General features: G+C 62.3%; 31 protein-coding genes. 15 read left to right on the forward strand and 16 right to left on the reverse strand.

Translation table 11 applies throughout. The features are described 5' to 3' along the window. Window positions 1-12: 12 nt before the first annotated feature. From ACOCMH_RS12765 to ACOCMH_RS12775, 3 genes are all read left to right on the forward strand, one after another. Complete coding sequence (locus tag ACOCMH_RS12765; protein ID WP_427308554.1) at window positions 13-534, forward strand: single-stranded DNA-binding protein; 522 nt, start codon at window positions 13-15, stop codon at window positions 532-534. A gap of 321 nt (window positions 535-855) precedes the next feature. Next, window positions 856-1,929, forward strand: a complete 1,074-nt coding sequence (locus ACOCMH_RS12770; protein ID WP_427308555.1) for a primase-helicase zinc-binding domain-containing protein — start codon at window positions 856-858, stop codon at window positions 1,927-1,929. A 99-nt stretch (window positions 1,930-2,028) separates the two neighbouring features. Further along, window positions 2,029-2,238: a hypothetical protein gene (locus tag ACOCMH_RS12775; protein ID WP_427308557.1), complete on the forward strand. Its 210-nt coding sequence runs from the start codon at window positions 2,029-2,031 to the stop codon at window positions 2,236-2,238. 64 nt (window positions 2,239-2,302) lie between these two features. Here the strand turns inward: ACOCMH_RS12775 and ACOCMH_RS12780 are convergent. From ACOCMH_RS12780 to ACOCMH_RS12790, 3 genes are all read right to left on the reverse strand, one after another. Next, a protein-coding gene (locus ACOCMH_RS12780) for an IS3 family transposase (RefSeq protein WP_427308559.1) occupies window positions 2,303-3,672 on the reverse strand; the annotation gives its coding sequence in 2 pieces (ribosomal slippage) (window positions 2,303-3,189 and window positions 3,189-3,672; 1,371 coding nt in all). Between the two features lie 86 nt (window positions 3,673-3,758). Further along, window positions 3,759-3,884, reverse strand: a complete 126-nt coding sequence (locus tag ACOCMH_RS12785) for a hypothetical protein (protein ID WP_260154515.1) — start codon at window positions 3,882-3,884, stop codon at window positions 3,759-3,761. Window positions 3,885-4,444: 560 nt separating this feature from the next. Further along, complete coding sequence (locus tag ACOCMH_RS12790; protein WP_115666855.1) at window positions 4,445-5,446, reverse strand: PRTRC system protein D; 1,002 nt, start codon at window positions 5,444-5,446, stop codon at window positions 4,445-4,447. Window positions 5,447-6,555: 1,109 nt separating this feature from the next. Here ACOCMH_RS12790 and ACOCMH_RS12795 point away from each other — a divergent pair. Further along, window positions 6,556-7,707 carry an integrase domain-containing protein gene (locus ACOCMH_RS12795; RefSeq protein WP_427308561.1) on the forward strand — a complete coding sequence of 384 codons (1,152 nt, stop codon included), beginning with the start codon at window positions 6,556-6,558 and terminating at the stop codon, window positions 7,705-7,707. A 124-nt stretch (window positions 7,708-7,831) separates the two neighbouring features. Continuing rightward, window positions 7,832-8,110 carry an HU family DNA-binding protein gene (locus ACOCMH_RS12800; protein ID WP_427308562.1) on the forward strand — a complete coding sequence of 93 codons (279 nt, stop codon included), beginning with the start codon at window positions 7,832-7,834 and terminating at the stop codon, window positions 8,108-8,110. A 56-nt stretch (window positions 8,111-8,166) separates the two neighbouring features. On the opposite strand, the gene ACOCMH_RS12805 is transcribed toward ACOCMH_RS12800, so the two are convergent. The 9 genes from ACOCMH_RS12805 to ACOCMH_RS12845 all read right to left on the reverse strand — a co-directional run bounded on the left by ACOCMH_RS12805 (window position 8,167) and on the right by ACOCMH_RS12845 (window position 15,133). After that, window positions 8,167-9,081 (reverse strand): DNA/RNA non-specific endonuclease, encoded by a 915-nt coding sequence (locus ACOCMH_RS12805; protein ID WP_427308564.1) that lies wholly within the window; start codon window positions 9,079-9,081, stop codon window positions 8,167-8,169. A 51-nt stretch (window positions 9,082-9,132) separates the two neighbouring features. Beyond that, the gene (locus tag ACOCMH_RS12810; protein ID WP_427308565.1) at window positions 9,133-9,723 is read right to left on the reverse strand and encodes a hypothetical protein; all 591 of its coding nucleotides are present in this window, start codon (window positions 9,721-9,723) and stop codon (window positions 9,133-9,135) included. A gap of 55 nt (window positions 9,724-9,778) precedes the next feature. Next, on the reverse strand, window positions 9,779-10,051 hold the full coding sequence (locus ACOCMH_RS12815) for a hypothetical protein (RefSeq protein ID WP_115683957.1): 273 nt from the start codon (window positions 10,049-10,051) through the stop codon (window positions 9,779-9,781). 41 nt (window positions 10,052-10,092) lie between these two features. Next, window positions 10,093-11,127, reverse strand: a complete 1,035-nt coding sequence (locus ACOCMH_RS12820) for a phage Gp37/Gp68 family protein (RefSeq protein ID WP_427308567.1) — start codon at window positions 11,125-11,127, stop codon at window positions 10,093-10,095. Further along, window positions 11,124-11,423: a hypothetical protein gene (locus ACOCMH_RS12825; RefSeq protein ID WP_427308569.1), complete on the reverse strand. Its 300-nt coding sequence runs from the start codon at window positions 11,421-11,423 to the stop codon at window positions 11,124-11,126. Before ACOCMH_RS12825 ends, ACOCMH_RS12820 begins: the two co-directional genes overlap by 4 nt. A gap of 137 nt (window positions 11,424-11,560) precedes the next feature. Beyond that, window positions 11,561-11,995: a DNA translocase FtsK gene (locus ACOCMH_RS12830; protein WP_427308571.1), complete on the reverse strand. Its 435-nt coding sequence runs from the start codon at window positions 11,993-11,995 to the stop codon at window positions 11,561-11,563. Beyond that, window positions 11,985-13,223, reverse strand: a complete 1,239-nt coding sequence (locus ACOCMH_RS12835) for a DUF1173 family protein (RefSeq protein ID WP_427308572.1) — start codon at window positions 13,221-13,223, stop codon at window positions 11,985-11,987. Before ACOCMH_RS12835 ends, ACOCMH_RS12830 begins: the two co-directional genes overlap by 11 nt. A 9-nt stretch (window positions 13,224-13,232) precedes the next feature. Then, entirely contained in the window at window positions 13,233-14,693 is a 1,461-nt protein-coding gene (locus ACOCMH_RS12840) for a 3'-5' exonuclease (RefSeq protein WP_427308574.1), read from the reverse strand. Beyond that, complete coding sequence (locus ACOCMH_RS12845) at window positions 14,690-15,133, reverse strand: hypothetical protein (protein WP_427308576.1); 444 nt, start codon at window positions 15,131-15,133, stop codon at window positions 14,690-14,692. Before ACOCMH_RS12845 ends, ACOCMH_RS12840 begins: the two co-directional genes overlap by 4 nt. 162 nt (window positions 15,134-15,295) lie before the next feature. Here ACOCMH_RS12845 and ACOCMH_RS12850 point away from each other — a divergent pair, with 162 nt between their 5' ends. The 6 genes from ACOCMH_RS12850 (at window position 15,296) to ACOCMH_RS12875 (ending at window position 18,347) form a co-directional block, all read left to right on the forward strand. Further along, window positions 15,296-15,808 carry a hypothetical protein gene (locus ACOCMH_RS12850; protein WP_427308577.1) on the forward strand — a complete coding sequence of 171 codons (513 nt, stop codon included), beginning with the start codon at window positions 15,296-15,298 and terminating at the stop codon, window positions 15,806-15,808. A 159-nt stretch (window positions 15,809-15,967) separates the two neighbouring features. Beyond that, on the forward strand, window positions 15,968-16,177 hold the full coding sequence (locus ACOCMH_RS12855) for a hypothetical protein (protein ID WP_427308579.1): 210 nt from the start codon (window positions 15,968-15,970) through the stop codon (window positions 16,175-16,177). 77 nt (window positions 16,178-16,254) lie between these two features. Further along, window positions 16,255-16,614, forward strand: coding sequence for an AbrB/MazE/SpoVT family DNA-binding domain-containing protein (locus ACOCMH_RS12860; protein ID WP_427308580.1), 360 nt, complete (start codon window positions 16,255-16,257; stop codon window positions 16,612-16,614). After that, window positions 16,614-16,979 (forward strand): type II toxin-antitoxin system PemK/MazF family toxin, encoded by a 366-nt coding sequence (locus tag ACOCMH_RS12865; RefSeq protein WP_427308582.1) that lies wholly within the window; start codon window positions 16,614-16,616, stop codon window positions 16,977-16,979. The genes ACOCMH_RS12860 and ACOCMH_RS12865 overlap by 1 nt, the downstream gene beginning before the upstream one ends. 311 nt (window positions 16,980-17,290) lie before the next feature. Beyond that, the gene (locus ACOCMH_RS12870) at window positions 17,291-17,551 is read left to right on the forward strand and encodes a hypothetical protein (protein ID WP_427308584.1); all 261 of its coding nucleotides are present in this window, start codon (window positions 17,291-17,293) and stop codon (window positions 17,549-17,551) included. A 10-nt stretch (window positions 17,552-17,561) separates the two neighbouring features. Then, window positions 17,562-18,347, forward strand: a complete 786-nt coding sequence (locus tag ACOCMH_RS12875; protein WP_427308586.1) for a hypothetical protein — start codon at window positions 17,562-17,564, stop codon at window positions 18,345-18,347. Window positions 18,348-18,474: 127 nt separating this feature from the next. Here ACOCMH_RS12875 and ACOCMH_RS12880 read toward each other — a convergent pair whose 3' ends face one another. Next, window positions 18,475-19,635 carry an IS30 family transposase gene (locus ACOCMH_RS12880; protein WP_427309210.1) on the reverse strand — a complete coding sequence of 387 codons (1,161 nt, stop codon included), beginning with the start codon at window positions 19,633-19,635 and terminating at the stop codon, window positions 18,475-18,477. Between the two features lie 50 nt (window positions 19,636-19,685). Here ACOCMH_RS12880 and ACOCMH_RS12885 point away from each other — a divergent pair, with 50 nt between their 5' ends. Beyond that, window positions 19,686-19,856, forward strand: coding sequence for a hypothetical protein (locus ACOCMH_RS12885; protein WP_427308587.1), 171 nt, complete (start codon window positions 19,686-19,688; stop codon window positions 19,854-19,856). A 22-nt stretch (window positions 19,857-19,878) separates the two neighbouring features. On the opposite strand, the gene ACOCMH_RS12890 is transcribed toward ACOCMH_RS12885, so the two are convergent. Continuing rightward, window positions 19,879-20,508, reverse strand: coding sequence for a hypothetical protein (locus ACOCMH_RS12890; protein ID WP_427308589.1), 630 nt, complete (start codon window positions 20,506-20,508; stop codon window positions 19,879-19,881). Between the two features lie 388 nt (window positions 20,509-20,896). Here ACOCMH_RS12890 and ACOCMH_RS12895 point away from each other — a divergent pair, with 388 nt between their 5' ends. The 3 genes from ACOCMH_RS12895 (at window position 20,897) to ACOCMH_RS12905 (ending at window position 23,031) form a co-directional block, all read left to right on the forward strand. Next, window positions 20,897-21,265, forward strand: a complete 369-nt coding sequence (locus ACOCMH_RS12895) for a hypothetical protein (RefSeq protein WP_427308590.1) — start codon at window positions 20,897-20,899, stop codon at window positions 21,263-21,265. 99 nt (window positions 21,266-21,364) lie between these two features. Further along, window positions 21,365-22,786 carry a helicase-related protein gene (locus tag ACOCMH_RS12900; protein WP_427308592.1) on the forward strand — a complete coding sequence of 474 codons (1,422 nt, stop codon included), beginning with the start codon at window positions 21,365-21,367 and terminating at the stop codon, window positions 22,784-22,786. Beyond that, on the forward strand, window positions 22,783-23,031 hold the full coding sequence (locus ACOCMH_RS12905; protein WP_427308594.1) for a hypothetical protein: 249 nt from the start codon (window positions 22,783-22,785) through the stop codon (window positions 23,029-23,031). Before ACOCMH_RS12900 ends, ACOCMH_RS12905 begins: the two co-directional genes overlap by 4 nt. 211 nt (window positions 23,032-23,242) lie before the next feature. Here ACOCMH_RS12905 and ACOCMH_RS12910 read toward each other — a convergent pair whose 3' ends face one another. Then, the gene (locus tag ACOCMH_RS12910; protein WP_427308596.1) at window positions 23,243-24,064 is read right to left on the reverse strand and encodes a tetratricopeptide repeat protein; all 822 of its coding nucleotides are present in this window, start codon (window positions 24,062-24,064) and stop codon (window positions 23,243-23,245) included. Continuing rightward, window positions 24,061-24,954: a Ku protein gene (locus ACOCMH_RS12915; RefSeq protein WP_427308598.1), complete on the reverse strand. Its 894-nt coding sequence runs from the start codon at window positions 24,952-24,954 to the stop codon at window positions 24,061-24,063. The genes ACOCMH_RS12910 and ACOCMH_RS12915 overlap by 4 nt, the downstream gene beginning before the upstream one ends. Between the last annotated feature and the right edge of the window lie 29 nt (window positions 24,955-24,983).

Here is a 24,983-nt window from a genome sequence, read left to right on the forward strand (position 1 = left end):
ATTGGAAGGATCATGGCATCCGTAAACAAGGTCATCCTCGTGGGCAACCTGGGTGCAGACCCGGAAACCCGATATATGCCCAGCGGCGATGCGGTCACCAACATTCGCATTGCCACCACCGATCGCTACAAGGACAAGCAGTCCGGCGAGATGAAGGAAGCCACCGAGTGGCATCGTGTAGCGATGTTCGGCAAGGTGGCCGAGATCGCAGCCCAGTACCTGCGCAAGGGCTCGTCGGTCTATATCGAAGGCCGCATCCGCACCCGCAAATGGCAGGATCAGTCCGGCCAGGACAAGTACTCCACTGAGATCGTTGCCGACCAGATGCAGATGCTGGGTTCGCGCCAGCGCAGCGGCGGCGATGAAGGCGGCCACGACGGTGGCGGCGGCGGTTATCAACGTGAATCGTCGGGCGGCGGCTATGGCGGCCGTGGCGCGCAGGGCGGTAGCGGCCAGCAGCGTGGCGCCGCGCGCCGTCCGCAGCAGCCGGCCTCGAACGGCTTCGAGGATATGGACGACGATATTCCGTTCTGAGCGAGTCGAAAGCTGCTCAGTGTCTTGCAGGTGTGAGTCCTGCCGCAGTAGTTGGTTAGTTTGACTGCGTAGCGATGGCGTACATGTGGAGGGCGACCGAAACATGGGAGCAACGCCGGATACCTGTATCAGTCAGCTGAACTCTGCCTTCACAACTGCGATCGCTTCGGCGGTCGCAGTTCTCCTTCCGCGGCAATCCCGCCGGCATTCTCCCCTCGCCACGCTGAAAAGACCTTCTGGCCAACGCCGGGATGTCCTTTGAGCAAGCGTCTTCACGCCTGTCTCAGGCATCGACCCATCCTCCCATACCGGAGCCATCCCATGAAACATCTGAGTGACATTGTTGGAAGCTGGACGCCCGCTCAATGGGAAGGTCTGCTCAAGCGGTATCTGCCCGCGGAAGTCCTGACGGACAGCTTCTGGCAGGGCCGCCCTGGTCCTTGCCCCCTCTGTGGTGGCCACGACCGTTTTACGTATGACAACAAGCGCGGCCGCGGCGACTGGGTGTGCCGCAAGTGCAATGCAGGAAGTCCGAAAGCAGGCGACGGCCTGGAGCTCGTACGCTGCTTCACCGGCCTTTCGTATCGACAGCTGCTGCTTGAACTGAACGGAGGGCCTGTCCTTCCGATCGACGCTGGAGCAGTACGAAGTCCAGCGCCTCATCACAAGATCAATGACGCGGCAGCAAAGCTGCGCCGCATCGCCAGGAAGTGGAACGCGGCAACGGAGCTGTCGCCTGGCGATCATGCCATGCGGTATCTCGCTGCCCGCGTGCCAGGGCTGCGGGCGCCAAAGCCAAGCGCGCTGCGTCTTGCGGTGCAGGATTACTGGCATGACGGTCAGATCATCGGTCGCTATCCAACAATACTTGCGAAGTTCACGCTGCCGGATGGGCGCATGGCAACGGTGCATCGTACCTCGTTGGATCCTTCGGCACCTGCCAAGGCATTGATTGTCGCGGAGGATGGAGAAATCCTGCCTTCCAAGCGCAACGATGTGTCAGCCCTGCCGGTTTCCGGTGGTGCGGTGCGGCTAATGTCGCCGCGCGCCGGCGAAGTGGGTGTGGCCGAAGGTCTGGAGAATGCGTATGCCGCCTACATGCTCTTTGGCGTGCCGACCTGGAATTGTCTGAATCGCGTGCTGCTTAGCCAGTTCGAGGTACCCCCAGGCTTGGGCATTCACACGGTCCACATCTTCGCGGATTTCGACCAGATTGACCCAACGACTGGAAAATCGCCCGGCATGGCCGACGCATTGAAGCTGGACAAGCGCTTGCGCGCTGCCGGGCTGCGCACCGTGATGCATCGCCCCAAAGTCCGGGGCACTGACTTCTGCGATCAATGGCGTACCGAATACCAGCTGCGCCGCATGTCTCGCCAGGCGATCGCAGCCTGACTTAACCGCCACCTCTCGTGGCGCCGTACTCAACCTCTGCCCTGTGGGTCCTTCCCACAGGGGGAGCACCCCGTGGCAGGCTCTCTCAGGAGATTGACAATGCCACAGAAGGGATTCACCGCCATCGTCAACAAGCTGCATATCCACGCGATGCGCAGCTCGGCCGCGACTGACGTCAAAGCCGGCCAGTCGGAAGCGCAGTTCTTTGATGTGTATCGCCGTGAGCCGTCGGGAAGCATGACGTTCCTCGATCGGCTGCTGTCTTTCGATTCCGCCCTCGACTACTGCCTTGCGCCGACGCTGCATTGAGCGCGCCAACCCTTAACAAGAAGCCCAGCGATGAACTGACCCCAAAAAGTTGGACAGTGATTGGCTAGGCTTGAGAGGGCTGAGTCCTGTACTTCACGGGACTCAGCCCTTTTAGTTTGAGTTTGATGCGGTCGTGATTGTAGTAGTGAATGTATTGGGCCAGGCCTTGCTGTAGTTGCTCGACGCTGGCGAATTTGTTCAGGTAGAAGAATTCGGACTTCAGGGTGCCGAAGAAGCTTTCCATGGCGGCGTTGTCCAGACAATTGCCCTTGCGCGACATGCTGGGACGGACGCTGCGCTTTTTGAGCATTTGCTGATAGGCCGGCATCTGGTACTGCCAGCCCTGATCGGAATGCAGTATGGGTCGATCCTTCGGGCCGAGGCGGCGGAACGCCTTCTTCAGCATATTCCTCACCATCTCAAAGGCGGGCCTGCGGGCAGTCTCGTAGGCGATGATCTCGCCGTTGTACAGGTCCAGCACCGGGGAAAGGTAGAGCTTCTCGCCGGCCACGTTGAATTCGGTCACGTCGGTTACCCACTTCCGATTCGCGCGTTCGGCGTGGAATCGCCGTTGCAGAACGTTGGGCGCGACACGCCCCACCATGCCCTTGTAGGATCGGTATTTCTTTGGCCGGACCAACGACTTCAATCCCATCTCGCGCATGAGCCGCTGAACCGTCTTGTGGTTGACGACCGTGCCGGTTTGCCGGATCGCCGCTGTGATGCGGCGGTAGCCATAACGACCCATGTGTCGGGCGAAGAGTTCGCGAATGCGCGTTTTCAGCTCCGCATACTTGTCCTGGGCCTGGAGCACCGCCTGCTGGTAGTAGAAGGTGCTGCGCGCCAGCTCCGCCACCCTCAGCAAACCGGACAATGGAAACTGCTGCCTCAGCTCAAGCACTATTTGCGCCTTTTGGGTTGCGCAGAGGTCTTGCTCGCTTGAACCAAGGCGTCGAGCTTTTTTAGGTACGCGTTCTCCATGCGCAGGTAGTTCAACTCTTCAAGGAGTTCCTCGCGTGTGCGCGTACGGTCGTCTGAAGACCGCGATGGCTTTGTCTTGGGAGTCCGTTGTGGCATCTTGCTGGGCCGCCGTCCCTTAGGCCGAGGCGTCAGAGCTTCTAAACCCCCAGCATCATACTGGCGTTCCCACACGCCAATGGCGCCGATATTGCGAATGTCGAACAGCGCCGCCACTTCCCGATGCGACAAGCCTTGGCGGCGCATCCGCTCGAGCACCGAGAGCTTGAACTCGGCGCTGTAGGTCTTGTACCTGCGCTTGAGGCTGGCTTTGCCGTGCAGCCGATAGGCTGCCACCCAGCGTCGCACCGTGCCGTCGTCTATTCCATGGCGCTTGGCAAGCGTACTGGCGCCTACCTGCCCGTCCAGATATTCCTTGATGACCGACAGCCTGAACTGCTCGGTGTACCTATACATGAAAACACCCCAAAAGTTGGTGTCCAACTTTTGGGGTGCAGTTCACGATTGCTGGGCTTTTTTTTTTGTCCGCGTGGATCAGCGAGTCAACGTCGCTTGCGGGTCTTGACGCCCTTGTAGACCACCAGAAGGGCTTCCCACACGCACCAGCCGATGAGGACCGTGAAGACGAAGCGGTTGATATCGTGATTGGTGGAAAGGTATTCGAACATTGTTCGGTTCCTCGTTGTTGTTGCCGACGAGACAAGCTTGCCATCGGAAGGGCGCTTGTCAAGCTTGCTCAATGGGGATATCGATTACTCGAATCGTGCCATAGCCTCATTGAGGGCGCCAAGATCGAGACCCGCAAGGGGGTCCGGGCTACCCGTTGTGGGGATCGCTACGGGCGTGGCCACCGATCCCACCGCAGGTGCCAGTGACGCGGGCGCCGGCGGCGGTTCAGCAGGTGGCGTTCCCACAGGGGCTCCCAACCCAATAGGCCTTTCCGGGGGCGTCTGTATCCGAGCCGCCGGCACACGGTCAGGTTGATCCGGTCTCCAGCCGCCCGGCGGCGCGGCCGGAGTACCGGTAGACGCGGGGGCTGGCGATAGCGGACGCAGCAGCGCATCCGGGCCAGCGCTGAGAACCTGCTGCAGCCCTCGTTGCGCGAGCAGCCTGAGCATGAACGACCGCTCCCTCGCTCCCGTGTACTGCCGCAGGTATGCAAGCAGATCTGGAGCCGAGTCGGCGGACAGTGTCACGGTCATCTGTAGCTTGTCCATGGCCGCTGTCCTCAGGCCGCCTTGGCAACTTGCTTGGCGGAACCGATGGAGAAGAAGCCGCGGACGTTGGCGAAGCAAGGGGCGTCCATGATGTGGATGACATTCAGCGGGAATGCAGCGCGGATTGTCGGTGCGTAGAGCTGGGCACCACCACCAGTCAGGATGATGGCCCGAATATCCTCGGTGCGGCCGACGCGCGCCTGGATTTCCTTGACCGGCTGATGGGTGACGGCCATCGCCTCCGCGAGATAGGGCGACACGTCGAGATCCTGGCCATAGAACACCATCGGCTTTGCGTCCCGGATGGCCTTGTCGATGCGTTCGATGCTGTCCGTGGGCTGCCCACGGTCGGCAGAAATCAGGCTGGCCACCTGCTGGTAGATGCGGGCCGCACCGCCAGGCGCACCCCCGCTGCGGGTGTCGTCCATGGTGTAGCCGCGGGCCACCACCCAGTCGGTCGTAAAGTAGCCGACATCGATGACCAGGTAGGCGTTGTCCGGATCGTACTTGTTGCCGCTTTGCTGGATGTAGGTGATCAACGTGCCCAGGGGCTGCGGTAGCGGCAGCACGCTGTTGATCTGAACATTCCCCCAACCAAAATTGTGGGTGCCGGTGAAGCGGTCCTTGAGGAACGCAGCGTACTTGTGCGTGTTATGCACCGGCAGGCCGAGGACAAGGCGGTCCACTTCGGAGGCGTTGGCGTAATGCAGCGAGCCGGCGAGCAGTGCGGCATAGTTGGGCGTCGTCACATAGTCTTCGGACAGCGAGCGACCGGTATTGACGTGCGCGGCGCTTAGCGAAACATCGGGGCCGACCTCGTACCGCGCGCCGTCGATCTCGACGTTGACGACATTGCGCGCCCGGAACATGCCGCCGGCGTGCGCAGTGAGAGAGGAGGTGGCCGCAACCGGAGCCAGCGAGGGAAACATATTGGTTGCGATCTCCGAACCGAGGGGAAAGGCGGACTTCGTGTTGCCATAGCCAACGTCGATAGCGACGGTCGAGATCTTCATTGCTCTTCTCCTAGAGGAAATGGGTGATGGGTGGCTACGATGTGCTGCTTAGTCCCATGTCCCAGTAAGTGGCACTTGGTGCCTGATTCTGGGAGACAGTCGATCTTGGGCGCGCCATGTGCCAATGACTCGCTGCAAGGCGCTGGAATCATCTGGCACTTGGTGGGACTTACTCGGTCTCGCGTCAACTGAGTCGGACGTCGTGGCACATCGACATAGCTGACTCTACCTTCGCCAAATCAAAGTCAAGTCGCCAAAATCTCCCGAATTTGCACCCTCAAACATTGCAACGCTGCAGGTCGCTGGTTTATGCTTCGAGCACCTACCGCGTCCCCGACGCATCGACCTCGCCGCCATTTGCGCGGCAATGAAAGTCCCAAAACCTCCTTAGCGAGGGCTTGCGGACACCTGTTGTCCAAGCCGGAAATTTTCCCGGCATTTTTTTCAATCAAATCAAGTGGACCGTGTCGGATAGTGAGGACACCGGACACCGCGATACCAAGCCGATTGGCGGTCTGTTCGTCAAAATAGACCGTAGTGCGGACAATTCCGAAGCCGGACATCGGACAGGTGCTCTGTGGAATCGACGCGAATGCACGACGCCCTTTCAGCCGCTTGGCTGGGTGCGGATCACGAAGCCCGACACACTGCGGCGGGGATGATCCGGCTTTGGGGCGGGGAGCCATGTGCGCACCGAAAGAAGGTGGACAGCAGGCTTCTGAGCAATTTCGAACCGGAGGGCGCTACCGGAACCAGAACAGCGCATCAGGTAATCACCCATCACGGCGGGCCCGCCAGCATCAGGACGCAATCCTGGCGCGGCATGGCCTCTGCATCGCGAGATGCATCCGGATAGGGTGGCCGCGCAGCGGCGTGTGGGCGAAAGCCGGCGCGCTTCGTGCAGCGGACAGTCACGACGCATTGCTTCCATGCTCAGGGCTGATCGGTTTGGCATCGCTAAAGGACAGGAAGGTGGGGGGTAGGACCGGCCAGGGTGGGCCGGAAAGCCGGGGGTGGTATCCCGGCGCACTCGAGGGGCATGTCCGAATCGGGGTCGGTGATTGCCCGGGAAACCGCGCCGTGCACTGTGTGGCGCCTTAGGGCTCAGAATGAGAAAGACTATCAACCTCCGCGCTGTCGTTAACCAATACGAGCTACCGGAGCGGTTCAAGGACGAGTTCGCCGTTCTTGCCGCGGACAACCTCCATTTTCCGCACAGCGGTACGCGCGTGAGCGGACGGTTCCTGTCGCAGATGTCGCAGCGCCAGCGGATTCAGGCTCTCCTGGCCATGTTTGTGGAATTGCGACGGGTTGGCGGGATGGCCGTCACATCGCCCTACAGCATCAGGCAGAAGCACATCGCCTGGCTGGTGCGGCATTGGGTCGAGGCGCGGAAGCTGAACGTGGGGACCGTGGAACTGCGCTTGACTCATCTGCGGGCCTTCGCATCCTGGATGGGTAAGGCTGGCATGGTCGGCAGGATCGACGATTACATCGTCAGGCCCGACGGTTACGTGCGCGGCTACGTGGCACGAGAAGACCGGTCGTGGGAGGGGAAGGGAATCGACGCGGCGGCACTGATCGCGGATATCGCGCGGACCGATGCGCATGTCGCTTTGCAACTCAAGCTGGAAGCCGCCTTCGGGCTCCGCGCGAAGGAAAGCTGGCGCTTGCGCCCGGCTCACGATGTACTGCCCTCAGGGAACCTGCACGTTCATGACGGCACAAAGGGCGGTAGACCGCGGCGTGTTCCCATCGAGTTTGGTTGGCAGTATGAAGTGCTGGGCCAGGCCGCAACGCTGGCTCATGCGACCAACCCGGAGCGGGGCACGCTGATCCCAGCTTCGTTCACGCAGAACCGCTGGCGCAGGCGCTTCTATACCGTTCTGGAGAAGCATGGCGTCACCAAGAGCGGTGCTGGTGTGACGGCACATGGCCTGCGCCACCAGTTCCTGCAACAGATGTACGAGCGAGAAAGTGGCCAGGCGGCCGCTGTGAAGGGCGGCGGCCGGGTAGTCGATGTGGCGGCACACAGGGAAGCGATGCAAAAGGTCGTTGAGGCAGCAGGCCATAGTCGGGCGACAAAGGCGAATGCCTACCTCTCAACCTACTCGACACAGTTGAACCTGGGCCAGAAGGACCCGACGCTGGACGAGATCAAAGCCGCGATTGTCGCGGCAGATGGCAACAAGGCGATGGCAGCACGGCGTCTCGGGATCTCGCGTGCGAAGCTCTATCGGCTACTTGCCAGCCTTGGTTGAGAGGAGCTCAACTCAGTTTTCCCAAAAGCTTGCTGCATTTGCGACACTCTTGCCGGGAAACTACATGTCGCAAAATGGTAAGTTGCCCCTTCAATCCTACGTAACGCATCCTTAGGAGAAGCGCATGACGAAATCTGAACTGATCGACGCTATCGCGGCGGGCGTGGAAGGCCTCACGAAGACCAAAGCCGAGCAGGCCCTGAACGTGACACTGAACTCGATCATGGAGGCAGTGGCCCCGGGCGATACGCTGAGCCTTGTTGGCTTCGGCTCTTTCAGCAAGGGCGAGCGTGGCGAGCGCATCGCGCGCAATCCGCGTACAGGTGAGGAAATCAAAGTCGGGGCTGCCAAGACCGTGAAGTTCAAGGCGGGCCAGAAATTCAAGGAGGCGTTGAATTCCTGATTGTGCCTCGCATGCCAGCCCAGCGAACCGATGCTTCGCGTGCGGGCGTGGAGAGGCTATCGTGCGTAAGCCGCCGCGAGCGCCAGCATGGTGCTCGCCGTGCGAGCAAGCTTGTGCAGCGGATCTACCGCCGGCACAGCTGTGGCAGACTCGGCGCCGGCCAGCCACGCGAATGAGACCTTCCTGGCTACACGCTCGCCCGGGTGCGGCGTAGGCGGCGGCAAATCCAACGCTGTCATGCGCATGGGCGCCGGCAGCGACGGAAACGGGTCCACGCCGACGAAGTGAGCCAGCTCCGCGATGCTCACGACGCTGTATGCCGGGGTCGCGTCATTGCGCGCGATGTAGGCCGCGGCGCCCCTCCCGGGCACGTAGATGGCCTTCCACACGAAGTCCGGGATCTGGATGCGGCCTCGCAGCGTGCCGGCGTCCCGGATAAACGCAGGGCCGGTGACGACGTAGGCGGTGCCGACCTTGCGCACCAGGCGCCGGGTCGATGTCTCGAGGTGGCTCCATGTGCGCCGGTTGGAGAACGGGTGCTGTGGGATGACGTTCGCCAGGCTGAAGCTCTCCGCCTGGGATGCCTTGTCGCCAAAATCGCCGCTGGGCGCCAGGTGCCCCCGGTCGAACCCGGCGCCGCGCCCGTAGTCGTTCAGGCTGGCCCGCTCGTTGCGCGCAAGCCTCGGTTCCTCGTAGAAGTCGCTGTCGCGCGGCAGGTCACGGGCTGCGTCGACCGCCGCGCGTGTCAAATGCTCGGCCGACCAGACAGCCGTGCGCGTTCGCGCGGAATGCATAACCGCATAGGCACGAAAGCAGAGAAGACGGTTATCGGCATGCCTGCCGACGGCAGGTGGCCGGCCATCGGCGAAGACCTGGAGGCATGCGGATTGCGATGAATCCCTGGCGCTCGCTTCGCCGGCTGAGAAGCACAGGACGAAAGCAAGGGTGGAAGCGGCTATGGTGCGCAGCATGGAATGTTCTCGAGCAGGTAGAGCTTCCAGCTTGCCGCGGACGGCGGGAAGTCAAGGCTGGGCGCTATCCGGCAGACTGTCCACGGCGCGCGCGACAAACTCCTCGAGGATCGGGAATGGCCATGGAGCGTCTTCCTTGGCTTCCTCGGCGATCGCAGCGGCCATGGCCGGGACGTGGTCGAATCTGACCATGGGAGCGCCATCTATATAGATGACCTTGGAGCGGCGCACCAGCTTGCGGTACCGTCCCGCATCCTCGAGCACCGTTTCGGGCGGAGAGACGTACCTGAAGTCAACGCCTGGCCGTGCCAGCGCCGCGGCCATGGCCGCGAATTTCGGGCCGTTCGACGACCAGTCACCCGTGGTGGAGGCGAGCAGGTTCAGGAAATAGGGAATATCGGAGGCGCTCAGTTCCCGCCGGGCAAGCATGGAGATCGTCTGCTCATCGGCTGGGCGGTGTTCCATCCGCGTGTTCCAGATGGCCTGCAGTTGTGCGAAGGCCTTATCGCTGTCGGTGGATTCGAGGCGGACCGGCGGCGTCGAGACGCCGCACTCCTCGCAAACGACGACGGCCTGGAGACGGCCGGCGATGAATAGGGGGGCGCCATCGCAGTGGGCGCAGTTCAGCAGGCCGGTTGGCATGGCGGGATCCGGGATGGAGAAAGCCGGAATTATGACCTGCGCCGACGGCCGGCCGTCATGATTGGTCGTCGGGCTGTTCGAACATCGGCTCGTTGATGGCCAGGTACCGTGTTGAGGTGCTGAGCAAGCCGCGGCGAGCCGTGCCCTGGAAGCCCTGGAGCATTTCGCTGTGCTCGCGAAGGGCCCGGCCGATTTGCCAGAACTCGTTGAGCCAGTGACCCGGCTCGCCCATAGGTCCCCCCATCCTGCCGGTGGCGATCGCGCCGCGGATCGCGAGAACGGTCTCGGGCTCGGGATACTCGGATGGGTCGTTGTCAAAATGCTGCATTGCTTCCTTGGTTGAGTGCACTGATTTTTCCAGCCGCCAGCTCAGGCGGTCTCCTTGCTGAGGGCTTGTCGACAGGCTTGTGCGATATCCGCCCTACTGATCGGAAATTCGTCGTGCTGAACGCCATCGAGCAGACGGCCGGCATGGCGCTTTCCCGCTCGGTGGATCATGGACCAACCATCAGCCCTGGAGGCGCCGGCAGGATAGCCGGCAGCGTCAAATCCACCATGCACCACGCGGCCGTCGCGCGCCACCGCCGCAGTCTCGTAACGACCTGCCCCAAAATCCCCCGACCCGGGGGCCCATTCGCCATGCTGCTTGAATAAGAACGGGACGCCAGCTGCGGCGCACTGGTCCCGCAGAGAGCGGGGCCAGTCCGGATGCATCGGGCGTGCGCCAGGTCCGCTCTCGCCGCCTGCAATGACCCAGTCGATCATGGTTGGCGCGCTGGCGACGGAGAAGACATCGACGTGGCCCAGCAGCGGCTCCATCGATAGGAACCGCATGCTGGCCGGGACCCGCATCAGCTTCGGGATGTCACGGTCGGCCTCGCACTGATTGACCACGGTGGCGCCGAGCCAGATATCGGCGGGAGCGTTACCTTCCAGCCAGCTGGCCAGCCACTGCGCCGTCGAGCTGCTGTCGCGGTCGCGGCTTGCCAGGAGGTGCTCCAGTGCTGCCTCGAGCCGACGTGTAGCGTTACCGATACGCTTGGACAGGACCAGCTTGTCGAGGTTCGGGGTTCGGCGCCAGACTTCCAGCGCATCAATGAACCATTCCAGCGGCACCGTGTTGTCGAACATGTCCGCCAGGCTCGCACAGAAGACGCGTTGCCGGCGGCCATGGACGGCGGCAAACGCCACGTGTCGGGCATCCCATAACAGCGGCTTGCGCCAGTTGGCTGCCGACGTGCGCCGGCGCGGCGCGCCAGCGCCCCAATTGATGGCGATGCCTCCGGCAAACCTGGCGTTGCGGGCCTCGGCATAGCAGTGGTCGCAGCCCGGGCCGACCTTCTGGCAGCCTTCCCACGGATTCCATGTGTGGTCTGCCCACTCGATGCGGGTGTAATCGCTCATGCCGGCATGCCTTCGAACATGTCGATCGTACGGGTGTCGCGGTCTGGCTGCCACTCTGCGGCGAGCAACAGCTGGCCGATGGAAGTCGCTCCGTCGCCACCGTATGGGGTATCGGACTCGGTCCAACCATCCTTGAGGTCGGCAGGTGCGCGCACTTGGCCCGCCAGGTCGTAGCGCGGCTCGGCGCAGTCGCTCTCGATGTCCCGGCGCTCGCGCCTGGCGGCCGACAGCGCTGCCTCGGCGTCGTCGGCTTGGATGACGGCGCGGTAAACGAGTTCTATGTTGAAGAGGGGCATTATCGAATCTCCTCGCCTCGCAATGCCTTCATGGAGGGGAAGGCGCGGTTGGGTTGCTTGAACTGGATGCGATCCAGCGTAGCGCGCGCAGAGGCAAGTCAAGGAAAGGGAAGCCGGCTCGCCTTGCCGATGGCCCGTCAGCGCCCGGCCACATCAGTACTTGGCCTGAAGCACACGACGGGGAACTCGAACAGCGTCGCGCAAGCGCAACTGTCGCCACAACGCGCGGAGACTGTCGCCTCTTTAGCAAGCCCGTGCCGTAGAGCGGCCGCGCGCAGTTGGTCCGCATCGATCCGATCCGTGGTCAGCGCGCTCAACACCTCCTGAGCGAAGGCGGTAAGGCGCGCCAGTTCCTCGCCAATGGGGCCGTGGATGTAGAGGTACAGGCCGTTCTGCATCTTGCGCACGGCCATCGTCTCGGCGGCCATGCGTTGCAGTAGTGCTTCTGCAGCTCTCCAGCCGACCCGCAGATGGCGCTGGATGAGTGCAGTCGACGCTGCGCGGTGCTGGTGGACCAGCTCGACGGCCTGGTGGAACAGCTCGTCGTTGAGGGATGCGTCGTCACCCTTCATGGGCTGCCCCAGATCGCTTCGCCGCCGGCGGAAGCTGGACGGAGTCCAGCGCCTGGGTGGGCGCTTCCCATTCGACCACGGACATGCCGGCGCTTCGGTAGTGCTCACGCTTGGACGCCGTTCTGGCGTCGTACTCCGGGTTGCCGGTGAGCCCAAGGACTTCGACGATGACCTCCGCTGCCGTATCGGTCAGCACAAAATCCGGGTGGACGGGCGCGTTGCCGAGGTGGCGCAGCGGCTTTCGGAATGCGCGGCGCAGCGTGACCAGGTGATCGGCCATCGCCACTTCGTAGGTGGAGTCGCAGGGCAGGAATTGCGCATTCGTCAGCATCGCGGCGCCGTCCACGATCGTGAGGTAGTTCCTGTCAACCGGCTTTTCGACCAGGAACACGGCGACACATCGCAGATTCGGCTGCCCAGCCCCGGCCAACGCAGGCCCGTAAGAGCGCTGCAGGCGCTCGTACAGCGCGCTGCTCATGAAGCACCGCAGCTGCGTTTGCCGGAGAGCGAACTTTGCTCCGAACTGCGACGGCTCGTGCGACGCAACCTCGGCGATCAGCAGGCCTCGCCGGCTACCGGCGGCGGATGGCGTGAGCCTGGCCAGCCACGCATCCAGTTCCGCCAGGATTTCTGCTTTGCGCGCGGGCTCCCATCGCTCGAGGATATGGAGCGTCTTGTCGGCGGGCTGGCTATTGATGCGGCAATCCGCCAGCTCGGCGCTGAGTTGTGACCAGCAAGCGCTCCACCCCCGTCCGCCCGTGCCGGGCCAGAGGTTCAGCCCGGCCTGCTCCCACGCGAACTCGAGGAAGGCAAGCAGGCCTGCGGTGCACCGCTGTGGCTTCTTCGATTCTCCCTCGGGGTTGGATTGAACCGGTTTTGCTGGGGTGCGGCTGCTGATCCGCAGACTCGCGTCAAGGCGGATATCCAGCGCGCCGTTGCGGAAGCGGAATGGGTCCAGTTCGGTGCCGGCACCACCTTTGCCGGTGTTGCGGCATTGGAAGGGGCACCTATCGCCGTGCAGTTGAGCCTGTTCGGGCCAGCGCGCGAGCAGGAAGATCTCACGGTGGCGCCGGATGACCAGCTTCGGCCGTGGCCGTCCGGAGGTGCAACCGCACTCGGCAAAGCCTTGTGTGGTCTTCGCGTGTTCAAGCAGGCGGGAATGCCGACCGGGATTTTCCAACACATCTTCAAGTGGCAACTCGTTGTTGCCAACACGCACGGTGATCATGGGCTTCTCCTAAACTCCGGCGTCGCGGAACATGGTGTACAGGTCGCGGCGGATCTCGCTGATGTCGAGCAGTTGCTTGGCCCGGGTCATCGCGACATACAGCAGCCGCATTTCTTCCGGCGACATGCTCAAGTCGCCTTCATCGTTGGTCTTGAACTTGAAGTCGCCGGCGAGGTGAACTCGATCCCACTCCAGGCCCTTGGCCCGGTGCACGGTGCTGACGATGTAGTCGGCGTCGGCTTCGGGCGACACCCGAGTGAGGATCAGGCGCAGGTAGTCCACCCCCTCGTTGTCGATTAGCTTCACCAGCGGCTGCAGGTCCCGCCCGGCGAACGATTCGGCGTGCTCCTGGACCTCCTCCCAGGACTCGAAGAGTGCAAGGGTGGCGGGGTACCCAATGCGCTGGCCGCGCATCAGCAATTCGGCGCCGTCGGCGAAGGCCTTCAGTTCCTCGACATTGGCGCGTACGGCGACTTTGTCGCCGCGGGCAATACCTTGGGCGAGATGGGTCAGCACTGTGGCGTTCTTACGGCACAGGATGGCGTCGAAACGATCGTGTCCCGGCGTGGAGTCCTGCAGAATCCGGGACTCGATGTGATCCTGGCCACGGACCGGCACGTCTTCGTCCATCAGGTTGAGCACCCGGCTTGCCAGCTGGGCGATCGCCGGCCCAAACCGAAACGATTCGGTGAGCGAACGCTCGGGCGCCCGAATGTGGTCCATCGCATTGACTGCGCCGCGCCATTCGTAGATCTGTTGGTAGGGGTCTCCCACATAGACCACTTGCGCCTGCTGGGCGCGCAGCACCGACAGCATCAGGCCGTCGGCATCCTGCGCCTCGTCGAACAGGATGAAGTCGGCGCCAATTATCGGGCGGCTTCGCTCCCATAGCTTCACATACACGTCATGGGTGATGGCAGATGGCGTCGCGGGATCGCAGTATTCCTGCCACAGCCGATGGACATGCGGGAGCAGGGATTCGCGTAGGTGCTCGGCTTCCTCTTCCCGGATGATGGGCTCGACGGGGATATGCCAGGCGAGCGGCTCGCCCTGCGCGGAGCGGCAGAAGCGCGCCGCGCCGTCCATCACCATCCGGGCGACCTTGCTGGCGCTCAGTTCCAGATCCTTGCCGATGGTGGTGGGCAGGCGAACGGTGCCCAAGCCGTAGCGCAGGGCCAGCTGATGGGGCGGCTCAACCGGATTCTTGAGCTTGCGGGTGATTTCGGGGCGGGTGGCACCGTAGGCGATCGAATGTACGGTCCGGCAGCGGGTGTTGGACGGGAACTTGCTGGCGGCTTCGGTCGCAATGTCCTTGTTGAATGCGAGATAGAGGCCCCGGGCGCGGCCGCGGGCCTCTGCGGCCATGCGCAACGTGGAAGTCTTGCCGGCGCCGGCGTACGCCCTGATCTTGACGGCACCACCGGCGCGTACCGCCTCGACGACACGCTCTTGTTCGGCGGTAGGAGTCATGCCATCTCCAGTTGTTCCGGCAGGCTCGCAAGGACCCGTCGTTTGATGGTCAGCGCGTGTGCGCGGGAGGGTGCGGCGCGTTGCGCAGCCTCGCCACTGACGGTGTCCACGATGTAGGCGAAGTAGAGGGCGGTGGTGGGGCCGGTCCACGCCAGCCACTTGGTGCGAATATCCGCCCGCTGCTCCGCCGTCAGCGAGAAGTAGACAGCGCGCTTCTCGCGCCAGACGCGGGCGTGTAGTGCGCGCATCGCCGTTTCGAGCCTGTTGGAGCGCCGTTGGCGGCGGGCCAGCTCCTCGTCGGCCGAGTGCTGTTCGGCGGCCACGTGTTCCGCGAACAGCGGATATCGGTCGCGCTCGCGCTGCTGCTTGCGCGCGAAGGCGGCCACGCGGCGGGCGTTAAAGTCGATTGGGGCGTGGCGTTCGAGTCGGGTGAATCGCATGGGCGGCAAGAAATTGGATGGTCTCAGACCAAGATACCGGCCCCGCACCGAAGTCAAGGCGCCCGACGGACGAGGTTTACCAAAACGCTATTCTCCCGGCCCGGCCGGCAGTAGTTGTCAGTGAAAGCTATAGAATTGGGGCCATCTTTCACGGAAAACGTCATGGCGTCCCCCACCACCAGCTTTCGCGAAGTGTCCCTCGGCACCCGGCCTGCAGGCGAGCGCGAGTTCATCCCTCCGGGGGACCCGCAATACGGGGAGATTGCGCGCCTGGACGCCTTTACGTTCAAACGTTATCTGGATCGGGTGTTCTGGCATCCACGGCCGGAGGTCGTTCGCTTCGAGGTCAGGGCGCTTCCCTCGTCGACAGGCAGTGTCTATGACGTCGTCGCTCTCGTTGCGACGGGGGAGGGCGACGACTGGTTCTCCGAAGCCGCGGTGCCGCAGCGCTGGGACTACGTTGCGATCAGCGAAACCAGCCACGGGCTGTCAAAATTGCAGGCCGCGCGGCTGAAGGAGGAGGGCAAACTGCCCAAAGACTACACGCCGTTTGGCGATGAGGGTCCGATACTGGATCACTCGAACCTGGAGAACCCGGAAGAGGTTGATCTGCGCCGCTGGGATGTCATCAACCGCATGCGAGAAGCGAGCCGACGGCGGCGCGCTGCAGGTTGACCGCGCCCCGGGGTATTGTCCACCGGCGTCAATTCGCTGTAAGATCCGCCCGATTCTCCGCGCTTTCAGCGCATCGACCTTGCCGGCGTACCGGCCATCTGCTTTTCCACCCATTGGGGCTTTTCCCAATGGGGAAGGCTCCATTTCCGGAGCCTCTCCATGCTTATCTCCTCCCGTACCAGCACGCTGGCCGTCCTTGCGACGGTTATGAACCTGTTCGCGGCGCTGTACTTCGTTGTGACCACCGGTGACGATCGTCTTGCAGCAATGCAATTGCACATCGTTGCTGAAATCGAGTTTCTGGTTCTGATCAGCTGGCTTCTCGCGAAGCTGCTGAATCTGGATCCGAAGCCTGCCACCGCCGGCTGACCTCTCGTGTCAGCAGCCAACGCTACCCACCGGGAGCCGTCCCGGTGGGGCGCTTCCCTCGATTTGTCAGGAAACCTATGAATCCCTTTTCCTTGGTCGCCCAAGAGCGTAATAGTAGAGACGTGTTGAAACGTGCCTCAAGCATGTATAAACTTGTTTCTACATTTAACCAGGTGGTTTCCATGTCCAAGTCCGCAACGTTGACGATCCAGAAGTGGGGCAATAGCCTCGCCGTGCGCATTCCCTCGAATGTGGCACGCGCTGCCCATTTCACCGAGGGCCTTACCGTTGAGGTGGCGTTGGATGACGACGGGCTCACTGTGAAGCCTGTTGGTCAGCGTACCTTGACCCTCGCGGAAAAGCTCGCATTGTTCGATCCCGCAAAGCACAGCGGGGAGGCAATGGCCGTATCGCCCATTGGGACGGAGGCGATGTAATGGCGGCGCGCAAGCTATGGGTGCCCGAGCGACGTGACATTATTTGGATCGACTGCAATCCGCAGGCCGGAAGAGAGATGAAGGATATGCACCCGTTGCTTGTCCTCTCCCCTCAGGCGTTCAACGAGCGCACCGGTATTGTCATCGGCCTCCCAATGACTACGGCGGCGTACAACGAAACGAATCCGTTTGCAATCAGCTTCGCGGGGCCCAGGGGCAAGGTAAGCTATGTACTGGCCCACCAGCCTAAGTCGTTCGACTGGCGCGCTCGGCGTGCGAAAGCACACCCGTGGAAGCAGGCGCCTGCTGAGGTCTTTACTGCCGCATGTGAGCAGTTGAACCAAATCATCGCCATCGGCCAATAAAGCCAACCATCCCGATCGCAACGAGCGGGTCTCTATCACCCACCGGGGAACGCCCGGTGGGGGCGTTCCCTTTTCTAAGGCAACGCCATGTTCAAACTCCATACCATCAGCATAGAAGTAGGACCGGTTCCCGCCGAGGAATCGTGTGCACAGGTCGGCCACGCCGACTACGAAACCCATCGCGCCTTGAGTGCGCAGTCTTCATACGCCAACTGAAACGCGTCTTTGGCAATCCAGATCCGGTCGCGCTCACATTCGAGCGCCGCGGATTTGCGCATGAGCTTGGCCGCTACCACGAGGTGGTCGCGATCATGACGGCAGCAGGGGCGGACCTCTTCGATGAGGCGAGAATCCCCACGTGTTGGGATGCGATTGCACCAGCCGAGCTCACGTGGCTGCGCCTGCAGGCACAGTGGCGAGCGCAGGTCGTTGCTGGCACCGTTGAACTGGCGGATGTACCTGCCAGCTTCTGCCGCAGCGCCATTCCGGACTTCCCCGATTATCCGGTCGCGGCTTGGTGGGCGATGGGCTTCTCGCCTCTGCCCGCGGGTCCTGCAATTTCCCTGCACTGAGGGAGGTCGCATGTACAACGAGATCATCGAGCGCTTCGTCAAGGCGCAGGAAGCGGCCGACGCTGCCTATCGCTCTGCGGCGAACTTCGAGCGCGATTGCCTGGCGGGTATCCCTGAACACTCCCACGCTGTGGAAGTCCGGTCGGACTACCGTACGCATGCGGAACTGGAGCGCTTTTGCTCCTCGCTTGCCGGCAACGTGATCAACCGTGCCAGACGTGAGTTCGCTCCGGCGGGGACTCGGCTGGACATCGACGATGCCACAGAGCGCCAGCAGGCCGGGCTGGACATCGGCGAGGCACTCAATGCTGGTCGGGTTCCTGACATCGATGGACTGTGGGCATCGCTTCGCGCTCGCTATGGCGGCGATGGCGGCAAGGAGCTGGCGTATCAGCAAGCTGCGCAGCGCGTCATCAAGGGCTTCTGGCTGAACCGGAAAAAAGAGGTAAAGCGGACCGCTTCCGCGGTGGTGCTTCGTTTGCGGGCGACATCGGAAGGCTGCTACGGACGATCCGCACGCAAGCTGGGCTATTACAGCTGTCAGCATGCCGCGGATTGTCTGCAGGGTCTTATCGCATTTGCCGCCAAGGCGGGGCATGCGGCCCTGGCCAGCGGCCCCGGGCGCATGAACGTCCATACCCTCGAGTACAACTACCGCGAGAAGCGAAGCTATCCCGGGCTCGACATCGTCTTTTTTAAGGACGCATGGGAGTTCAAGTTTTCGCACCAGATCGCGGAAGAATTGATGCTCTTCATTCGCGAATACGGTGCCGTGTTCATGGAAGACCAATCCTGACACAGCAAGAAAGGGCGCCATCGATTGGCGCTCGCCTATCGTCGTATATCCACCTTCATGCCCCGCTTCAGAGCGGGGCATTTTCATTTTCGAGACCTATCATGAACGACTGGTACGAGCTGCGGATTCAACCGGTCAACGCAACGGATTGATGGAATCGTTCTGCCGGCGTATCGAAACCTAGTGTCTTTCGAGGGCGTTCATTGAGTTGCCGCGCTACGGCATTGAGCTTGGCTTGCGAGTAGACAGAGAGATCGATACCTTTGGGGAAGTACTGTCTCAGAAGGCCGTTGGTGTTCTCGTTCGAGCCGCGTTGCCACGGATGCTGAGGATCGCAGAAGTACACCTTGATGTCCGTGGCCACAGTGAAACGCTTGTGTTCCGCCATCTCGGATCCCCTATCCCAGGTCAGCGATTTGTAGAGTTCCTGCGGCAATTTGCACGCATGCTTGATGAGCGCATTGACAACTGTCTCACTGTCTTTGCTGGCAATCTTCACCAGCATAAGGTAGCGCGTCTGGCGCTCGACAAGCGTCACGATCTGGCTGCCCTCGCTACCACACAGCAGGTCACCTTCCCAATGACCCGGTATTGCACGGTCCTCGGCTGTGGCAGGTCGTTCACTGATCGACACCGTGTCACAAATCCTGCCGTGGTCGTCCGTCTTTTGTGTGTGATGGCGCGAACGACGCATGGCTCGTGAGCGCCGAAGGTGCTCCAGCAACTCCTTTTTGAGCGCGCCGCGGGCCTGTATGTAAAGGCTACGATAGATCGTCTCGTGTGACACCTTGTAGTCCTTGTTGACCGCGTACGCATGCTTGAGCCACCCGGCAATCTGCTCGGGAGACCACAGCATCTGCAGCTTGTCCGACACAACGCGTGCCAGCGCGCGGTTCCTGACGAGCTTACATACTTTTGGCCGACGGGCCCGCTCCCAGGCAAGCTGGTCGGCCTGGCTCGCCCGATAGCCCTGACCGCCACCATTGCGCGTGAGCTCCCGACTAATGGTAGAGGGCGCGCGTCCGAGGCGGGTTGCTATGGAACGGATTGAAAGGCCAGCAACGATTGAGCGAGATATCTCCTCGCGCTCAGACAGCGTCAACGCCAGCCTGGAACGATGTCGTTGTGCGGGCTGGATACCGCCGGTTTCCGCCAGAATCCGTTGTACGGATGAGTGGTTACGATCGAAAAGTTGCGCAATATGCTGAAGCGATTCGCCCTTCCTCCAACGCTCCCACATCAGCGCCTTCTGGATTTCCGTGTAGTAGATACGCCGCCTTTGCTTCATTTGCAACACCTCCACTGCTCACGCAGTCTCCAGTGTGTTGCATCGACCGGTTGAATCCGCAGCCCTTGCCGGCGATCGTCAGCCTCGGCTCGCAGGCCGAAAAGCTCGCCCACATGGGCGAGTTGCACGCGGCGCGTCAGCGCCATCTTTCGCAATTTTTCACGCCGGATGCCATTGCTCGGCTGATGTGGGGGTGTGGTGGCGGACTGGCGTCCGGATAGAAAGGTGTCCGTCCTCGACAGTTCAGTCGGTTCCGCTCGACTGCTGCAGTTCGCAGACCCGGCACGGCACAGCCTGTTCGGCGTTGATGTGCACGAGCCCACGATTGCAGCTGTCCAGCAGGCGATCGAGGCCGCCGGCTTCGATGGCAGCCTTCGGCATGCAGGAATGGAGGATATCCACCCGCGCAGGTTCGATATCGCCCTCATCAACCCGCCATTCTCGATTCACCTTGAATCGCCCCACCTCCAGCCCTACAACTGCACGTCCTGGGGCCGCTTCGGGCCCAGCACCAGCGCGTTGAGTCATGAGTATGCGCTGGCGCAGGCACTGGACGCCGCGCAGGTCGTGGTTGCCCTGCTGCCAACCACGTTTGTCGACAAGTTCGCCCACGCGTGTATGCAGCACGATGAGCCATACAGTGACGCAGCGAGCCGCCTGGTTGGGATCTTCGACCTCCCGGTGAGCGCCTTCCGCAAGGAAGGCGCAGAAGTGCGTACCTCCATCGCCGTATTCGCTCGCTATCGCCTGGGGAGTGGAATTCTGCGCGAGCCGGTCAAGGATTTGGCCGCGCCGCTGCCACGCCTCGAGCTGCAGTGGGACGAGCGGCGATATGCTGAACCGGAGCTGGCTCACCAGTTGCTGGGCGATCATGGACCAGCTGTCACGCGCCCGGTGACTTCGCAGAAACGGGTACGGATCTCGCACGATGGACGGCGAATTGTCCTGGGTTCGAGTGCGTATTTACCGAAGCAATGGTCCTTAACCGTGTGTTGGAGCGCCGCATCGTGTCGCTGGAAGGGCAGCGCTTGCCGAGCGGCTTTCGTTACGCGGGCACCGGCCGGCTGGACTTGGAGGGCCTACCTGGTACAGGACGATCCGGTCCGTACCTTGGGCAAGCTTGTGAGCCTGGTGAAGCACGCCGGCGGCGAGCCCGAGTTTGCTCCGGGTTTTCTGGAGCATTTCCGGCGGCGGATGCGACGCAGTTTTCGGCAGGCCCTGCCGTTGCGGCATGCCGTCTGGACGGATCGGTGTCGGCGCCGTGGACCAGCTGGCTGCCGTCGCGACCAAGACGCATTTGGTGGACACCACCGTGTGGGGCAGCCCGGTAGTCAAGGCTGGCCAGGCCGTTCAGTTTGCTCGACAGGCGGATGGCCGATACGCATACGAGGTATGCGGCAAGCGCTACGTGGTTTCGTTGGACGAAATCACCAGCCTGTACAGTGTCGCGAGGTCTGCGCAGGCCTGGGAGGTCGTTCATGAAGGTCTGGAACGCCGCTATCCCGGGCAGGCTGCACAGTTGCGCAAACGCCTGCTGACCTTGGGCATCGACAAGTGGCTGGATTGGCAATTCCAGCAGGATGACCTGGTTGAGCTACTGCTGAAGCCCAACGGTGCGGTCGCCGCATAAGAGCAAGGCTGCGGCAAGTCGCGGCTCGCCGCGGCGCTGATCCTGCTGTCCGGTGTTCGGCATGGCCTGATAGTGGTGGAAGCCAGGCTGGTACCCGAGATGCGCGCTGAGCTGGCGCAGATCCTGCCCGCCTCAGACGTTCACGTGATCGAGGCCCCCGAAGACCTGGGAAGGCTGGGGCGCATTAACCTGATTGCCTATGAACGCCTGCGCATGCCTGTACGCCGGGACGCGTCGTCGCGCATCACCTATGCGCATCGGCTTCGTCGCCGCATCGGGCTGCTGGTGGCTGACGAGGGTGAGCGGCTGTCTAACCCGAGCAGTGACCAGAGCAGGGCGTTGTGGCAATTGTCAGCCAGGCGCCGCTATGTGCTGACAGGCAGCCCGATTGCCAACTACCCTCGCGACATCTTCGGACTGATCGCGTTCACGGGCGGTGATGGCACTGCGGCGCAGCCGTATGGCTATCGGCGTGGTTATCTCGAGGCGAACTGGCTTGCGACTGCCCAGCATGCCGAACGGGGCATCGATCGCTTCCGCAACGACTTCGTGGTGTTGGAGTGGGTGACCTGGGAGTTTGCCGAAAACCTGCAGGACGGGGCAAAGCGCGAGGTCCCAAAGATCGGCAACTTGCCCATGTACCGCCAGATGTTGGCGCCGCACGTCAAGCGACGCCTGGTCTGCGAGCCGGATGTGTCACGGTACATCCAGATTGACCCACCGGCTGTAGAGGTGGTGGAGACAGACTGGGACCCTGCCCACCTGTCGCTCTACCTGCGCACAGCAGATGAGTTTGCCGACTGGTACCGAGAAGTTCGCAAGGAAGGCCGCCCAAACAATCTCATTGCGATCCTGGCCAGGATTCGTGCCGTGCACTTCGCCGCGAATTACCCGCAGCATGGGGTGGAGGGAGTCGGAAGGTTCGGGCCACTCACCAGCAAGCAACGGGCCGTGATCGAGCGGCTCGAGGCAATTGCCGGGGAGGGGAAACAAGCCATTCTGTTTGCCGAGAACCCGGGCGTCATTGATCTCATCGCCGCGCAACTGAAGGCGAAGGGCGTAGAGGCAGTGGCGTTCCATGGTGGCATTCCGATCGCGAAGCGCGTGGCCGCGAAGGACAGGCGGTTCGTGGCCGGTAATGCCACGGCGCTCCTGTGCACGAAGGCGTCGGGCCGGGCCGGCTACAACCTGCCCAATGCCGACTATGTCCTCTTCTATGACCGTTCGTGGACGTGGCGCATCGAGTATCAGGCGATGCGGCGCGCGCTGCGGTGGAACCGGAAGGGGCAGTTGAAGGTCGTGTATTTCCAGCTGCCGGGAAGCATCGACACCCACCAGGACCAAATGGTGGCGCACAAACGGGACGCCATGGAGGCAAGCCTGGACTGGGCGACGCCGGAACTGGAAGACGAGGCGTTCCTGCACATGGACACGCTGCTAGATCATTTTGTTGAAGATCTCGCCAAGCTTCACGGCCGCCAGGCCCGGGATCAACGTGAGCTGCTCAAGGAGGCGGCATGAAAACTGAAGACTGCAAAATCGCCATCGGCGATGGCCTCGCGACCATCAAGCGCCGCGGCACCCGTGGCACCACCGTGGCAAGGATTCTCGGTACCGTCGAGGCAGACGGTATTGAGGTGATTTGCCTGGACCGGCTGGTGCATGGAATCTTCGAATCGGAGTTGGACGGCTGGCAGGTCGCCGGCGCAGTTACGACGCTGCTGTCGCGACCAATCGGTCCGCGGCAGAGTGCGCGTAGTTCATAGAATGCATGGTCGTACGGAGGATGGGCTGGGATGTTACTCGTTCCAGCCCATCCTCCCGTCAAAAGACGTCGAAATTGGCGAGCTTTTGGGCGTCAGCCAATGCGGCATGGCCCTTATGATTGTCTCCGTAGTCCCCGCTACAGAAACTCTCTCGGATGCACTCAGCCCTCCTCGTGAGGGCATTTTTTTTGTTCGTCGCCGGCGCGTTCATCTACGTGGAGCGGTTGAGCTTCCGATACTGATTGAAGTGCCGGATCGCCTTCTGCATGTGGCCGAGCTCCTGATGCAGCCGCGCGGCGTTGTAGTGCGCGTCGGCGTCCCTAGGCGCCAGTTCGATACTACGCTCGTAGGCGCTCAGCGCGGCCTGGGTGGCACCGGTATCCTCGAGGGCGACGCCAAGATTGAAATGCAATTCCGGCTCGTTGGGCAGCATCGCCAGTGCGGCTTCGTAGAGTGAAATCGCTTCGCCGAGCCGCTGCTGGTCGGCGAGCAGGCAGCCGAGATTCAGATAGCCCTCCAGCATACCCGGATGAAGTGCCACGGCTCGCCGGTACGCTGCCTCCGCATGCCGGACATCGACAGATTCGAGCGCCCTGCCCTGTGCCAGGGCTGCGTCAGCTTCGGCATACGGCGGCGGCTGCCGGGTGAACTCGGTGATCTGGCCAGCCGCTTCCTCGCTGGCCTCAAAGTCCATGAGCCGCTGGCCCGATTCAACGATCCATGCGCCATGGTGGTCTCTGGCAGATACCTTGCCCCCGCATGCCCCAACGCGGACGGCCGCCAGATGCCGGTTTGGCTTGAGCCGTTCGAGGTGGCGCAGCGCACGCAGGATCTGCGTCGGGGCAACGCACGCCCTAAGCAGCGAACCTGCAGTGCGTATCAGCACGGCGTCCTGGAAGGAAAAGACGTATTCGCCGTGGCGGCCGCGCATGGGTGTCACCAGGCCGGCGGCCACCAGACCGGCGACCAGGCGCCGCGGCACCCCCAGCCGGGCTTCCAGCTCCCGCGTGGTCAAGCCTTCGCCGCGGTTCACGCTGATTTCTTCGTGGTGCGGCGGATCGGCGTCGGCTCGGCCGGCGCCGCGCCGCGCTTGGCAGACTTGCGGGCGGGTGGGGTCTCAGCGGCTTTGCCTTTTGCCGCCGGCGTTGCCTTTTTCGAAAGGCTGGCACGCAGGGCATCCATCAGGTCAATGACCTGGCCGCCGGCGCCGGCTTCCACCGGTTCGGGCGCGACGATATGCTTGCCGGCGATTTTCGCGTCGATGGCGGCGAGAATTCTGATCTTTTCTTCATCCTGATACTGGGTCGGATCGTATTCCTCTTCGGAGGCCTGCTCGATCAGCTGGATCGCAAGCTTCAGTTCGGCGTCGGAAACCGCCGCCTCCTCGATATGCAATTCGGCGATATTGCGGACTTCGTCGGCGAACAAAAGTTGCTGGAACACCAGCCCGCCCTCGATCGGGCGGATCTGCACGATATGCGATTTGCCTTTGGCAGCCCATTTGGCAATAGCACAGCGTCCGGTTCTGGACATGGCCTCGCGCAGCAAGCTGTAGGGCTTGCCTCCGCGCTTGTCAGGCGCGATGAAATAGGCCTTGTCGTAGTACAGCGGATCGACGCTGCGCTCGGGAATAAATGCGACGATATCGACCATGTGGCTGGCGCTTTCTTCCAGCGCCTTGAGCTCGTCCGGCGAAAACGTGACAAAGCGACCCTTCTCGAACTCATAGCCCTTGATCATGTCGGCTCGTTCGAGCACCTGCTGGGTCTGCTCGGAAATGTACTGCTGCTTCACACGCGAGCCTTCCTTGCTCAACAGGTTGAAGCGGACCGCGGAGCTGGTCTCGGTGGCCGTGTAGAGCTTGACGGGGATCGACACCAGGCCGAACGACAACGACAGGGAGGCGAGGGATCGGGCTGCCATTGGATGTCTCCCATAAGGCGATGCACGTC

Source organism: Cupriavidus sp. H39, from assembly GCF_050271075.1.
GTDB classification, from domain to species: domain Bacteria; phylum Pseudomonadota; class Gammaproteobacteria; order Burkholderiales; family Burkholderiaceae; genus Cupriavidus; species Cupriavidus necator_B.

Coding starts and splice junctions, on each gene's coding strand:
- ACOCMH_RS12915 (WP_427308598.1), bottom strand. CDS start 24,954: ATGGCAGCCCGATCCCTCGCCTCCCTGTCGTTGTCGTTCGGCCTGGTG.
- ACOCMH_RS12865 (WP_427308582.1), top strand. CDS start 16,614: ATGGCGGCGCGCAAGCTATGGGTGCCCGAGCGACGTGACATTATTTGG.
- ACOCMH_RS12875 (WP_427308586.1), top strand. CDS start 17,562: ATGTACAACGAGATCATCGAGCGCTTCGTCAAGGCGCAGGAAGCGGCC.
- ACOCMH_RS12845 (WP_427308576.1), bottom strand. CDS start 15,133: ATGCGATTCACCCGACTCGAACGCCACGCCCCAATCGACTTTAACGCC.
- ACOCMH_RS12850 (WP_427308577.1), top strand. CDS start 15,296: ATGGCGTCCCCCACCACCAGCTTTCGCGAAGTGTCCCTCGGCACCCGG.
- ACOCMH_RS12880 (WP_427309210.1), bottom strand. CDS start 19,635: ATGAAGCAAAGGCGGCGTATCTACTACACGGAAATCCAGAAGGCGCTG.
- ACOCMH_RS12765 (WP_427308554.1), top strand. CDS start 13: ATGGCATCCGTAAACAAGGTCATCCTCGTGGGCAACCTGGGTGCAGAC.
- ACOCMH_RS12870 (WP_427308584.1), top strand. CDS start 17,291: ATGACGGCAGCAGGGGCGGACCTCTTCGATGAGGCGAGAATCCCCACG.
- ACOCMH_RS12810 (WP_427308565.1), bottom strand. CDS start 9,723: ATGCCAACCGGCCTGCTGAACTGCGCCCACTGCGATGGCGCCCCCCTA.
- ACOCMH_RS12835 (WP_427308572.1), bottom strand. CDS start 13,223: ATGATCACCGTGCGTGTTGGCAACAACGAGTTGCCACTTGAAGATGTG.
- ACOCMH_RS12860 (WP_427308580.1), top strand. CDS start 16,255: ATGAATCCCTTTTCCTTGGTCGCCCAAGAGCGTAATAGTAGAGACGTG.
- ACOCMH_RS12830 (WP_427308571.1), bottom strand. CDS start 11,995: ATGAAGGGTGACGACGCATCCCTCAACGACGAGCTGTTCCACCAGGCC.
- ACOCMH_RS12890 (WP_427308589.1), bottom strand. CDS start 20,508: ATGATCGCCCAGCAACTGGTGAGCCAGCTCCGGTTCAGCATATCGCCG.
- ACOCMH_RS12790 (WP_115666855.1), bottom strand. CDS start 5,446: ATGAAGATCTCGACCGTCGCTATCGACGTTGGCTATGGCAACACGAAG.
- ACOCMH_RS12815 (WP_115683957.1), bottom strand. CDS start 10,051: ATGCAGCATTTTGACAACGACCCATCCGAGTATCCCGAGCCCGAGACC.
- ACOCMH_RS12770 (WP_427308555.1), top strand. CDS start 856: ATGAAACATCTGAGTGACATTGTTGGAAGCTGGACGCCCGCTCAATGG.
- ACOCMH_RS12795 (WP_427308561.1), top strand. CDS start 6,556: ATGAGAAAGACTATCAACCTCCGCGCTGTCGTTAACCAATACGAGCTA.
- ACOCMH_RS12825 (WP_427308569.1), bottom strand. CDS start 11,423: ATGCCCCTCTTCAACATAGAACTCGTTTACCGCGCCGTCATCCAAGCC.
- ACOCMH_RS12900 (WP_427308592.1), top strand. CDS start 21,365: ATGCGCGCTGAGCTGGCGCAGATCCTGCCCGCCTCAGACGTTCACGTG.
- ACOCMH_RS12785 (WP_260154515.1), bottom strand. CDS start 3,884: ATGTTCGAATACCTTTCCACCAATCACGATATCAACCGCTTCGTCTTC.
- ACOCMH_RS12905 (WP_427308594.1), top strand. CDS start 22,783: ATGAAAACTGAAGACTGCAAAATCGCCATCGGCGATGGCCTCGCGACC.
- ACOCMH_RS12805 (WP_427308564.1), bottom strand. CDS start 9,081: ATGCTGCGCACCATAGCCGCTTCCACCCTTGCTTTCGTCCTGTGCTTC.
- ACOCMH_RS12800 (WP_427308562.1), top strand. CDS start 7,832: ATGACGAAATCTGAACTGATCGACGCTATCGCGGCGGGCGTGGAAGGC.
- ACOCMH_RS12840 (WP_427308574.1), bottom strand. CDS start 14,693: ATGACTCCTACCGCCGAACAAGAGCGTGTCGTCGAGGCGGTACGCGCC.
- ACOCMH_RS12820 (WP_427308567.1), bottom strand. CDS start 11,127: ATGAGCGATTACACCCGCATCGAGTGGGCAGACCACACATGGAATCCG.
- ACOCMH_RS12775 (WP_427308557.1), top strand. CDS start 2,029: ATGCCACAGAAGGGATTCACCGCCATCGTCAACAAGCTGCATATCCAC.
- ACOCMH_RS12855 (WP_427308579.1), top strand. CDS start 15,968: ATGCTTATCTCCTCCCGTACCAGCACGCTGGCCGTCCTTGCGACGGTT.